At 75.2% G+C, this 12,601-nt stretch carries 7 protein-coding genes; 5 read left to right on the top strand and 2 right to left on the bottom strand.

Translation table 11 applies throughout. The features are described from left to right. Positions 1-19: 19 nt before the first annotated feature. Positions 20-1,096, bottom strand: a complete 1,077-nt coding sequence (locus tag IH44_RS41500) for a universal stress protein (protein WP_035956585.1) — start codon at positions 1,094-1,096, stop codon at positions 20-22. Between the two features lie 219 nt (positions 1,097-1,315). Here IH44_RS41500 and IH44_RS0127765 point away from each other — a divergent pair, with 219 nt between their 5' ends. From IH44_RS0127765 to IH44_RS0127745, 5 genes are all read left to right on the top strand, one after another. After that, a complete protein-coding gene (locus tag IH44_RS0127765) occupies positions 1,316-2,455 on the top strand; it encodes an NlpC/P60 family protein (RefSeq protein ID WP_051817395.1) in 1,140 nt (379 codons plus the stop codon). Between the two features lie 53 nt (positions 2,456-2,508). Then, a complete protein-coding gene (locus IH44_RS0127760) occupies positions 2,509-5,055 on the top strand; it encodes a S8 family serine peptidase (protein ID WP_030462486.1) in 2,547 nt (848 codons plus the stop codon). Continuing rightward, entirely contained in the window at positions 5,055-7,949 is a 2,895-nt protein-coding gene (locus tag IH44_RS0127755; RefSeq protein ID WP_030462485.1) for a VCBS repeat-containing protein, read from the top strand. Before IH44_RS0127760 ends, IH44_RS0127755 begins: the two co-directional genes overlap by 1 nt. Positions 7,950-8,099: 150 nt before the next feature. Next, positions 8,100-11,372 carry an AAA family ATPase gene (locus tag IH44_RS49515; RefSeq protein WP_030462484.1) on the top strand — a complete coding sequence of 1,091 codons (3,273 nt, stop codon included), beginning with the start codon at positions 8,100-8,102 and terminating at the stop codon, positions 11,370-11,372. Positions 11,373-11,430: 58 nt separating this feature from the next. Continuing rightward, positions 11,431-12,126 carry an aspartate/glutamate racemase family protein gene (locus IH44_RS0127745; RefSeq protein WP_030462483.1) on the top strand — a complete coding sequence of 232 codons (696 nt, stop codon included), beginning with the start codon at positions 11,431-11,433 and terminating at the stop codon, positions 12,124-12,126. A gap of 44 nt (positions 12,127-12,170) precedes the next feature. Here IH44_RS0127745 and IH44_RS0127740 read toward each other — a convergent pair whose 3' ends face one another. Beyond that, positions 12,171-12,545 (bottom strand): DUF4190 domain-containing protein, encoded by a 375-nt coding sequence (locus tag IH44_RS0127740; RefSeq protein ID WP_232795117.1) that lies wholly within the window; start codon positions 12,543-12,545, stop codon positions 12,171-12,173. Positions 12,546-12,601 lie beyond the last annotated feature (56 nt).

Here is a 12,601-nt window from a genome sequence, read left to right as displayed (position 1 = left end):
GTGGGCGGGGTGGGGTGGGTCAGGGTTGGGGGACGAGGATGACCGGGGCGGGGCTGTTGCGGATGGTGGCGTGTGCGACCGGGCCGAGGCTGTGGCCCAGGAGGTGTGGGCGGCGGCCGAGGACCACCAGGTCGGCGTGTTCGGTGGCGGAGAGGAGTCCGGCGGCGGCGCCGCCGAGGCGGGCCTCGACGAGTAGTTCGACCTCCGGGTGGGCGGCGTGGGCGGGGGCCAGTGTCCGGGTCAGGTCGGCTTCGATCCGCGAGGCCTGGTCGTCGGCGTCGGTGTCGGGCGGCAGCCAGCCGGGGGTCGCCGACCAGAACGGCATCAGCTCCCAGCCGTGCACCGCGCGGACCCGTCCGCCCGAGCGGGCTGCTTCGGCGAGGGCGAACTCCACGGCGGGCAGCGAGGATTCACCCGCCACGCCCACCACGATCTCGGCCGGACCGGGACTCGGGGCGACGGCGGTGGCGGAGTGCGGGTCCGGTGCGGACAGTTCGCCCTCCAGGGCGGCGGCGGGGGACGGGCCCGGGGCAACAGCGACGGCGGTGGCGGTGGCGCTGGTGGCGGGCGGTTCGTCTGCCGGGACGGTGGCGGGGAACGGGTTCGTCGCCGTGGGGAGGGGGTTCTCCGGGGTGGGCAACTCGCCTTGGATGAGCGGGAGTTCGTCCTCCGGGGCATCCGGCTGCTCCCGGACCAGGGCCACCGGGCAGCTGGCGCGGGCGGCGACGGAGAGGGCCACCGAGCCGCCCAGGAGGTCGGCCAGTGCGCCGGGGCCGTCGGAGCCGAGGACCAGGAGGTCGTACTCGGCGGAGGCGTCGACCAGGGCGTCGGCGGTGTCGCCGGCGGCGGCCTGGGTGGCCACCGTCAGGTCGGGGTGGGCGGCCAGGACCTCCCGGGCCACGGCCTCCAGGTCGCCGTGTTCGGCCCGTCGGACCGGGTCGGTGGTGGGGCCGTCGGGTTCGGAGGGGCCGAGCCAGGGCCAGACCCGCAGCACGGTCAGTTCCGCGCCGTGCCGGGCGGCTTCGGCGCCGGCCCAGTGCACGGCGGTCCGGGACCGCGGGGAGCCATCGTAGCCGGTCAGGATCTGCTGGGTCATGGGTTCGCGTCTCCTCTCGGACCGGACGGCCGCCTGCCGTCCGTGGCGACGGTCGGCTACCCCGGGAGGCGGCGGGCATGCGGGGCACGGGTGTTGCGGGTGGGGCTGGGCCGCGCGGGTGAGTGTGCTGCCTCCGGGCGGCGAGATCCCCGGGGGCGGCGGGGACGGGTGCCACAGTGTCCGTGGTTCCGATCATCAGACCGAGGACGGTGGACTCCGGTGTCCCGTGACACACCCCGATCCTGGCGGGCCGCGGCCCTGCTGGTGGCAGCGCTCCTGTTCGTTCCGGCGGTGCCGGCCACGGCCGATCCCGCCCCGCCACCGGCCGGGGCGGGGGAGGATCCGGGGGGCTCCGGCCCGGCGGGCGCGGACCCGGCGCTCGACCGGCTGGCCCGGGACGTCGCGGCGGCCCGGCACACCGCCGAGGCCGCCGAGCAGCAGTACACGGCCGCCGCGGGGGAGTTGGCGCAGCGCCGGAAGGAGTCGGCGGACGCCGCCCGGCAGGCCGACCAGCAGCGCGGGCGGCTCACCGAGGCCGAGACCGAGGCGGCCCGGCTGGTCGCCGAGCAGTACCGCAACGGCGGACTCGGCTCGCTGGCCCGGCTGTTCCTCGCCGACCGGCCCGAGGACTTCCTCGACCGGCAGCAGCGTGCCGCGTCCGACTCGCGCAGCGCCGCGGCCGTGCTGCGCGACCTGCGGGAGGCCCGCAACCGGATGGTGCTGCTCTCCGAACGGGCCGGGCAGGCCGAGCAGTCGGCGTCGGCGGCCGCAGACCGGGCCCAACGGGCCCTGGAGCAGGCCCGGCAGGGCGCCGCCCGCACCGAGCAGGTGCTGGCCGCCGCCACCGCCGAGCAACTCGGCCGGCTCGACCGGTGGGAGAGCGCCCTCGCGGACGGCGCCGCCCGGCAGTTGTCCGCCGCGGGCCCCGGCGGCGGGGCGTCCGCGGCCGGGCGGCGGGCCGTCGACTTCGCCCTCGCCCAGCGCGGCAAGCCCTACCTGTGGGGCGGCACCGGCCCCGACGCGTTCGACTGCTCCGGCCTCACCTCGCAGGCGTGGCGGGCGGCGGGCGTCCCGATCCCGCGCACCAGCCAGCAGCAGTGGGCGGGCCTGCGCCACGTCGCCCTGCGCGACCTGCGCCCCGGCGACCTGGTGATCTACCACGGGGACGCCGGCCACGTCGCGCTCTACCTGGGCGGCGGCGCCGTCGTGCACGCCCCGCACACCGGCACTGTGGTCAAGCTCGCGCCCGTCACCATGCTGCCGATCCTGGGTGCCGTCCGCCCCGACCCGGACGCCCCGCCGGAGCCCGTCCCGCCCGCGGCGGGGCCGGCGGCCGCGGAGCCTGTAATTCCGCAGTAACGGCCGCTCCCTACCTTCGGGGAATCCTGCTCCCTCCCTGGAGGATTCCCCCGATGCACCTGCCCCGACAGAACCGGCGCAGAACGGCTCTCTGGGCCACTGCCGCACTGACCGTGACGGCCGGCCTGACCGCGTCCCCGCTGCCCGCCGCGACGGCCGCCGCCCCCGCCCCCTCCGGCTCCGCCACCGTCCAGGTGGACCCGGCCCTGACCGGCGCGGTGGCGGGGGGTCAGGACGCCACCTTCTTCGTGGTGCTGAAGGACCGCGCCGACCTCGGCAAGGCCAAGGGCAAGGGCTCGCACGCCGAGCAGGCGAAGGCCGCCTACCGGGAGCTGCAGGACACCGCGCAGCGCAGCCAGGGCGCGCTGAAGAAGTTCCTGGACGAGCAGCGGGTCGGCCACCAGGACTACTGGATCGCCAACGCCGTCCAGGTCACCGGCGACGCCGAGCTGGTCGCGAAGCTGGCCAAGCGCGACGACGTGCAGAAGATCGTCAAGGCGCAGAGCTACCACGTGGACGACACCCAGCTGTCGGCCACCGCCTCCACCGACGCGGGCGACGGCACGCCCGAGTGGGGCGTGAAGGACATCGAGGCCGACCAGGTGTGGTCGCAGTACGACGCGCGCGGCGAGGGCGTCGTGATCGCCAACGTCGATTCCGGCGTGCAGTACGACCACCCGGACCTGGTCGCCGACTACCGCGGCAACAACGGCGACGGCACCTTCACCAACGACTACAACTTCTACGACCCGACCGGGACGTGCGCCACCCCCAGCACCCCGTGCGACAACAACGGCCACGGCACCCACACCATGGGCACCATGGTCGCCAAGAACGGCATCGGCGTCGCCCCGAATGCCAAGTGGATCGCCGCGAAGGGCTGCGAGTCCTCGCAGTGCTCGGACGAGTACCTGCTGAAGGCCGGCCAGTGGATCCTGGCGCCGACCGACCACAACGGCAACAACCCGCGGCCCGACCTGGCGCCGAACATCGTCAACAACTCCTGGGGCGGCGACGACACCACCTTCTACCAGGACATCGTCGAGGCGTGGAACTCCGCGGGCATCTTCGAGGCCTTCGCGGCCGGCAACGACGGCGACGGCACCACCTGTTCGACCGCGCACGCCCCCGGCTCGCAGGCCCCGTCCTACGGCGTCGGCGCGTATGACGTGAACGGCAGGATCGCGAACTTCTCCGGCTTCGGCCCGTCCCTGGTGGACGGTTCGGCCAAGCCGAACATCTCCGCCCCCGGCGTCAACGTCCGCTCCACCTGGCCGGGTTCGGCGTACATGGCGGAGTCCGGCACCTCGATGGCGACCCCGCACGTGGCGGGCGCCGTCGCGCTGCTGTGGTCGGCCGCGCCCTCGCTGATCGGTGACATCGACGGTACCCGCGCGCTGCTCAACCAGGGCGCCCGGGACGTCGACGACACCCACTGCGGCGGCACCGCGGGCATGAACAACGTCTGGGGCGAGGGCAGGCTCGACATCCTCAAGTCCGTCGACCTGGCCCCGCACACCGCCGTGAACATCACCGGCAGGGCCACCGACCGGGCGACCGGCGCCCCGCTCGCGGGCATCACCGTCAAGATCAGCTCGGCCGCCACCGGCACCCGCACCGTCACCACCGCCCCCGACGGCTCCTACCGCCTCGCGCTGGCGCCCGGCAGCTACGACCTCGCCGCCTCCGGGTACGGCTACGCGAACTTCGCGCTCAAGGGCCTGACGGTCGTCGCCGGGCAGCCGCAGGACGTCCCGCTGGCGATGACCGCCGTCGCCACCCACGCCGTCACCGGCACCGTGCTGGACGTCACCGGCAAGCCGCTGGCGGGCGCCGTGGTCGAGCTCACCGGCACCCCCGTCGCCTCCGTGGTCTCCGGCCAGGACGGCTCCTACACCCTGGGCAAGGTCGCCGAGGGCAGCTACACGCTGACCGTCAAGCCCGCCCAACCCGTGCTGTGCAACGGCGTGTTCACCGGCCCGCTGGCCGTCGCCGCCGACGTCAAGAAGACCGTGCGGACCCCGGCCCGCACCGACAACTCCGGCACCAGCTGCGCCCCGGCCGCCTACAGCTGGGTCAAGGGCAGCAGCAAGGTCGCGCTCAGCGGCGACGAGGACGCCAAGACCGTCACCCTGCCGTTCCCGGTGACGTACTACGGCGTCACGTACACCAGCGCCGCCGTCACCACCAACGGCCTGGTCGACTTCCTGGAGCCGCGGATCGGCGACTACGCCAACACCGCGCTGCCCACCGCCTACAAGCCGAACGGCGTCGTCGCCCCGTTCTGGGACGACCTGACGCTCGACAAGAAGGCCACCGTCACCACCGCCACCACCGGCACCGCGGGCAGGCGCACCTTCGCCGTGGTCTGGGACAACGTCCCGCTGGTCGCCGACAGTGCGAAGCGGGTCAGCTTCGAGGTGCTGTTCGACGAGGCCACCGGCGCCATCACCTTCCAGTACCAGAACGTGCCCGGGGGCGGGTCCGGCGCCACCGTCGGCCTGGAGAACCAGGCCGGGACCGACGCCCTCCAGTACTCCTTCGACCAGGCCGTCCTGACCAACGGCTCGGCGATCCGCTTCACCCAGGGAGCCAAGTGATGACCACCCACCGCAGAGCCCTCCGGCTCGCCTCCGGCCTGGTCGCCGCGGGCCTGGCCCTGACCGCCGCCCCGTACGCGCTGGCCGCCGACTCCACCTCCGGCACCGACGGTGTGCTGCGCATCACCGACCGGCAGGCCCAGGACCTCAACGCCCGGATCAACGCCGACGCCTACCCGCAGGCCGCCGCCACCGACAGCTCCGAGGCCACCACCGACCCGGCCCAGGGCGACACCGGAAGCGGCAGCCACCTGGACGCCCACGCGCCCGTCACCTTCACCGCCACCTCCGCCCTGGAGGGCGTGCGCGGCATCGCCGCCACCGTGCCCGCCGGGCAGGACGGCAGCTACTTCACCGTGCACAGCCTCGGCAACGTCCAGCTGCACAAGGCCGACGGCTCCACCGCCTGGGCCCGCACCAACGCCTCGCTGTACGCCGACTGGCAGCTCAAGCCGCTGCGCCCGTGGGACACCGAGCCCTACCCGGTGCGCATCCCGGTGGCGTACGACATGTTCAGCCCGTTCAGCTCGGACGCGCCCCAGGGCTACGACACCGCCGACCTCACCGGGGACGGCGTGCCCGACCTGGTGATCGCCGCCAACGTCGGCGAGAACCCGTACCGGCCGTTCTACCCGGCCGACGGCTCGACCCTCACCTACGGCACCTTCGTCACCGTGCTGGACGGCTCCACCGGCAAGACCCTGTGGACCAAGCTGTACGCCTCCAGCACCATCGTCAGGGTCGTCGACGGCACCCTGCTGGTCTCCGACGCCCCGCGCCAGAACACCAGCGCCGCCAAGACCGCCACCGCCACCCTCACCGGCATCCGGTTCGGCCACGCCGACGGCAAGCTCACCCCCGCCAAGACCTGGACGTACGACACCGGCGAGGCCGGGGTCTCGGCCTGGGGCGACCTGGTCGACCTCGGCGGCGGCAAGGTCGCGGTCTCCTTCGACCGCCGGATGACCGCCACCACCCCCGCCCGCGGCACCACTCTGATGCTCGACACCGCCGACGGCACCGTCGGCTGGCGGAGCGAGGGCGACCTGTACGGCCGCCGCCTGCGGCTGGACGCCGGGCGCCAGCGCCTGGTCGCCATCGAACAGCCGGACTACACCCAGAAGTTCGGGTACTCGGTGGTCTCCTACGGCCTCGCCGACGGCGCCCGCACGGTGCTCGACACCCGGCTCAACGTGCTGCCCACCGCCTTCACCACCGGCGACCTCGGCAAGAACGCGGGCGACGAGTACGCCGTGGCCGAGGACACCTTCGACGCGGGCTTCTACATCGACTCCAGCACCGTCCGGGTGCTGGACGGCGACGGCTCCACCGTCAACTGGAGCGCCACCACCAAGCCCACCGCCAGCGGGAACGGCCCCAGCACCTGGCAGCTCGACGTCGCCGACGGCGCCCTGGTCGCCAGTGCCCAGGACGGCACCGACGTGGACAAGGCCGCCAACGTCTCCAGCCTGCGCTACGGCAAGGTCACCGTCTACAACGGCGGCAACGGCAAGGTCCGCTGGGAGACTACGGGCGCCACCGCCTCGCCCCGCCTCCACCAGGTCGACGGCGGCGTGGTGCGCACCGTCGACCAGCAGCAGAACATCCGCACCTACAACCTCGGCAACGGCAAGCAGAAGAGCCTCACCCCGCTGCGGGGCGACCTCAACTACGCCGCCACCACCGACCTCGACGGCGACGGCAGGCCCGACGTCGTCGCCGGCGGCAACTCCGACGGCGTCTGGGCCTACTCCGGCCCCTCGCTGCTCACCGGCACCCCGAAGCAGCTGTGGCAGGCCACCGTCCCCGGCGAGACCCACGCCGTCACCACCGGCGACGTCAACGGCGACGGCAAGCCCGAGGTCGTGGTCGCCGCCGACACCGCCACCGTCGTGCTCGACGGTCGCACCGGCCAGGTGCTCGCCACCATCGACGGCGGCGGGAAGTACGTCCGCTCGGTCACGCTGGCCGACCTGGACGGCGACGGCAAGCAGGAGATCCTCGTCCCGACCGACGCGCTGCGCGCCTACAAGGGCGACGGCACCCCGCTGTGGACGTACGCCGCCCCGGCCGGCTCCGGCGACGTGGTCTTCTCCGACGCGGTGGTCACCGAGGGGCGGGTGCACGTCCAGTACTCCAGCACCAACGCCATCCAGCGCACCGACGCCGTGCAGAACGGCGTCGCGCTGGACGCCGCCAAGGGCACCCTGCTCTGGCAGGCGAACCCGACCGCACCGGCCCAGGCCGCCGGGCACAAGCTGTACGGCGCACTGCTGGACCACGGCGTCTTCGCCTCGCCCCAGATCCCGTACGCCGACGGCCACGCCGTCGTGCACACCTGGATCGCCCGGATCGACCCGTCGGCCAACGGCAGCGACGCCGCCGCCACCCCGGCCGTCGTCGTGGAGATCCGCGACGGCCGCACCGGCGAGCTGCTCCACCAGTTCGCCTCCGGCAGCCCCTGGTCGCACGGCAACTTCTTCACCGGCGACGCCGCCGACGGCCTCAACCTGATCAGCTTCGGAACCCTGCGCCAGTTCCTGGCGGGCGGCGACGACCGGTGGACCTCCGTCGCCGCTCCGCTGCGCACCGCTCAGTTCATCACCGGCCCGGACGGCAGGAAGCTGGTCGTGGGCGGTGTCGAGGGCGGCGTCGCCGCCTACGACCCGGCCTTCCTCGGTGACGGGAACGTCTTCCACTCCGCGACCGGACTCGGCAACGCCCGCGGTGGCCGCAACTACCTCGCGGTCGACCTGGACGGCGACGGCAAGGAGGAGATGATCTCGCTCAACTTCGACGCCCTCGGCGTCAACCGGGCGGCCGAGCTGCTCGGCGGCGGGGTGCTGTCGATCGACAACGGCATTCACCAGATGACGACGTTCAAGCTCTCCTGAACCCCTTCACCGGACCTCCGCAGAACGGTCCGGGCGGGTAAAGGGCCGGTACCCCGCAGGCTCCCGCCTGCGGGGTGCCAGGCTTGTTCGTGTACTGTTGCCGGCCTTATGGGCGCACGAGAGACACACCGGACGGACACCGCGCCACCCGTGCTGCGCCTCTACCTCTTCGAGGGATTCCGGGCCGAACGCGACGCCGGGCCGCCACTGGCCGAACGCTGGCCGCGCCCCGGCGCCCGCGCCCTGGTCAAACTGCTCGCCGTCACCCCCGGCCACCGGCTGCACCGCGAACAGGCCATGGAGACCTGCTGGCCCGACGCCGACCCCGCCGCCGCCGCGGGCAGCCTCCGGGTCGCCCTGCACGCCGCCCGGCACGCCCTCGAACCCGAACTCGCCCCCCGCGCCGCCTCGTCCTACCTCAAGGCCGACGGCGGACTCCTGCTGCTCGACCCCGCCGCCGTCTGGATCGACGCCGACCACGCCGAACAGGCCGCCGAGGACGCCCTCGCCGACGGCCGGGCCGAGCGACTCGCCGACGCGATACGCCAGTTCACCGGCGAACTGCTCCCCGAGGACCGCTACGCGCACTGGGCCGCAGCCCGCCGCACCCGGCTCGACCGGCTGCGCGAACACCTCCTGCTGCGGCTCGCCGCCGCCCACCTCGACCAGGACCGCCCCGAGGACGCCGCCGCCTGCGCCGAACGGGTCCTCGCCACCAGCCCCGCCGAGGAACTCGCCCACCGCCTGCTCATCGACGCCTGCCTGCGCCAGGGACAGCGCCGCCGCGCCCTGCGCCAGTACCACCAGTGCCGCGAAGCCCTCGACGCCGAACTCGGCATCCGCCCCGGCCCCGAGACCGAACGCCTGCACCGCGCCGCCCTCGCCGCCACCCCCGCCCCCGCACCCGCCGCCACCGCCCTCCCGGCCCGGCTGCGCACCGCCGCCAGCGCCCGACTGCACGGCCGGGAACGGGAGTTGGACCGCCTGCTGGCCTCCGCCGGGCCCCCCGTCCGGCTGCTCACCGGCGAAGCCGGCATCGGCAAGACCCGCCTCGCCGCCGAAGCCGCCCGCCGCGCCGCCGCCGACGGCGCCGCCGTCCTGTGGGGCAGCGGCCAGGACGCCGAGGACCACACCCCCTACGGCGCCTTCGCCGCCGCCCTCGACGGCTGGCTCGCCGAGCACGACCCCGCCGAACGCGCCAGGGTCGGCGCCGAGTACCCCGAACTCGCCGCCTTCCTGCCCTCGTTGGGCCAGGTGCCCACCAGCACCGCCCGCAGCCCCGAGGAGGAACGCGACCGCCTGTTCCGGGCCGGCGCCGCCCTGCTCGGCGACCTCGCCGCCACCCGCCCCGTCCTGGTCGTCCTCGACGACCTGCACGCCGCCGACACCGGCTCCTACCAGCTCCTCGGCCACCTCGCCCGGCGCGCCCACGACCGCCGCACCCCGCTGCGCTTCCTCGCCACCTACCGCGAGGAGGAACTCCCCGACGGCGACGCCCGCCGCCGCGCCGTCGCCGCCCTGCTCCGCCGGCAACTCGCCGTCCGCGAGGAACTCGGACGGCTCGACGAGGCCGCCGTGCTGGCCGCCGTCCGCGACGCCACCGGCCGCGCCCCCCGCCCCGACGTGTGGGAACTCTCGCTCGGAAACCCGCTGTTCGCCCTCGAACTCGCCCGCGGCGGCGACCGCGACGCCCCCGGCCAGCCCCCCGCCGGCGTCCGCGACCTGGTCGGCGAACGCCTCGTCCGGCTCGACCCGCACGCCCGCCGCTTCGTCGAGGCGCTCTCCGTCGCCGGCGGCGAAGCCGCCCTCGCCGAACTCCTCGACGTCGCCGAACACGGCCTGCACCCGCCCGTCACCGGCGCCGCCGCCGCCGACGCCGTCGAACACGCCATCGCCGCCGCCCTCATCGAGGAACGCCGGGTCGTCATCGCCGGCCGCGCCGAGCCCGGACTCGCCTTCCGCCACCCCCTGGTCCGGCTCACCTGCTACGACGGCCTCTCCGCCGTCCGCCGCCGCCAACTCCACGCCTCCTACGCCCAGGCCGTCCAGCGCCGCCGCCCCGACGCCGTCGACGCCCTCGCCTCCCACTTCACCCGCGCCGACGACCCGCGCGCCGCCGAGTACCTGCGCCGCGCCGCCGAACGCGCCGCCGCGCTCTACGCCAACGACACCGCCGACCGCTACTACCGCGACCTGGTCGCCCGCCTCGACGTCGACGCCGCCCGCGCCCGCCTCGCCCACAGCCAGGTCCTGCGCCGGATGGGCGAACCCGGCCGCGCCGCCGCCGTCCTGCGCACCGCACTCGCCGAGTTCCGGGCCCGCGGCGACCACGACGACACCGTCGCCACCGCCGCCCACCTCGCCGAAGCCCTGTTCCGGGCCGGGGAACTCGACGAGGCGCTCACCGTCCTGGCCGCCCACCCGCCGCAGGAGCGCACCGGCCCCGAGGCCCGTGCCCTGCACCACCTCGCCCGCTCCAACCTCGACAAGACCCAGGGCCACTACCAGGACGCGTACCTGGCCGCCCGCCGCGCCCAGCACCCCGCCGAACTCGTCACCGGACCGAACGGCCGGCTCCTGCAAGCCCGTTCGCACGCCATGCAGGCCATCACCCTCGGCTTGGCCGGCCGCTTCGGCGAAGCCCGCCGGGCCGGCGACCTCGCCCTCGCCCCCGCCCAGGCGTACGGCGACCCGGTGCTGCTCGGCTCCGTGCTCTCCACCCTGCGCGAGAACGCCCGCCGGCACGGCCGCCTGCACGACGCCGTCCGCTTCGGCCGCCAGGCCCTCGACCACGCCCGGCAGTCCGGCGACCCGGTCGCCGCCGCCTTCGAACAGCTCAACCTCGCCGAACTCCACCTCCTGCTGGAGGAGAACGACACCGCCGCCCAGTACGCCGAAGCCGCCGTCACCGCCGCCGACTGGGACGACGCCTGGTCGCTGCCCTACGCCCTGGCCGTCCTCGCCCGCGTCCGGCTGCGCACCGGCGACCGGGAGCGCGCCGCCGCCCTCCTCGAGCGGGCCGGCACCCCCGGCGACGAACAGGCCCACCACGAAGTGCGGCGCGCCCGCGCCCTGTTCGCCCTGCGCGGTGACGACCCCGCCGGCGCGCTGGCCGTCCTCGGCGCCGACGCCGCCGTCCGGGCCCCCGAACTCGCCGCCTACGCCCACCTCGCGGCCGGCCGCCCGGCCGAGGCCGCCCGGATCGCCGCCGCCGAGGCCGCCCGCGCCCACGCCAGCGGCGAACGCCTCGCCGAGACCGAGGCCCTGATCGCGCACGCCACCGCCGCGGCCCGCCTCGCCGACCCCGCGGCCGCCCGCACCGCCCGCACCGCCCTCGTCCGGGCCGACCACCTCGCCCGCACCCTCCCCTACCCCTCCGCTCTCACCCGCGTCCTCGCCCTGCGGGCCGAACTCGACGGCTGACGGCCCGCAGGCCGAACTCGGCGGCGGACGGCCCGCGGCCGGGTGGCAGACTGGCGCGATGAGGACCATCGGACTGATCGGCGGCATGAGCTGGGAGTCGACCGCCCAGTACTACCGGCTGCTCAACGAGTTGACGCGGGAGCGGCTCGGCGGGCTGCACTCGGCGAAGTGCGTGCTGTACTCGGTGGACTTCGCCGAGATCGAGCGGCTGCAGGCGGCCGGGCGCTGGGCGGAGGCCGGGGAGGTGCTGGCGGGGGCGGCCCGGGCGCTGGCGGCGGCCGGGGCCGACCTGCTGCTGATCTGCACCAACACCATGCACAAGGTCGCCGACCAGGTCGCCGCGGCGGTCGACGTGCCGCTGCTGCACCTGGCCGACACCACCGCCGCCGCGGTCCGGGCGGCCGGGCTGCGGCGGGTCGGACTGCTGGGCACCGCGTTCACCATGGAGCAGGACTTCTACCGGGGCCGCCTGGCCGGGCACGGGCTGGAGGTGCTCGTACCGGACGCGCCGGGCCGGGAGCTGGTGCACCGGGTGATCTACCAGGAGCTGTGCCTGGGCGTCGTCCGGGACGAGTCCCGGGCCGCCTACCGGAAGGTGATCGCCGGGCTGGTCGCCCGGGGCGCCGAGGGCGTCGTCCTCGGCTGCACCGAGATCGAACTGCTGGTCGGCCCCGCCGACAGCCCCGTCCCGCTCTTCCCCACCACCGCCCTGCACGCCCGGGCCGCGGTCGACGCCGCGCTGGCCGACGACTGACGGGCGGGCGGGCGGCGGCTGGCGGGCAGGCGGTTGACGGGTCGTCAGCGGTCGGACAGGCTGCGGCGGACGCACTCGACGTACTGGTGGAGGCCGTCGGGCCGGTAGCACTGCTGGGTGTGGTTCGCGTACCAGGCCAGCAGGACGGCGGCCAGCACGGACAGCGCCACCGCGGCCAGCGAGAGCAGCAGGCCGGCCACCGCGCGGCCCCGGCCGGTGCCGGTGCGGCGGGCGGTGCGCAGGGCGAATCCGGCGGTGACCAGGCCGGCCAGGCCGACCGGGCCGCCGACCAGGGCGAACGAGGTGAACAGGCCGAGGGCGCCCAGCAGCACGGCAGCCGTCGCCGGGGAGTTGGGGGCTGCGGGGGCTGCTGCGGGGGCTGCTGCGGGGTGCTCGGGGGTCGTTCCCGGGGCGGGCATCGGCGGTCCTTCCGTACGGCGTCCGGCACTTCCGGACCGGACCGATCCTGGGGCAC

It is taken from the genome of Kitasatospora sp. NRRL B-11411, assembly GCF_000721345.1.
Lineage (GTDB): Bacteria > Actinomycetota > Actinomycetes > Streptomycetales > Streptomycetaceae > Kitasatospora > Kitasatospora cineracea.
This window is presented reverse-complemented; position numbering and strand designations above follow the sequence as displayed.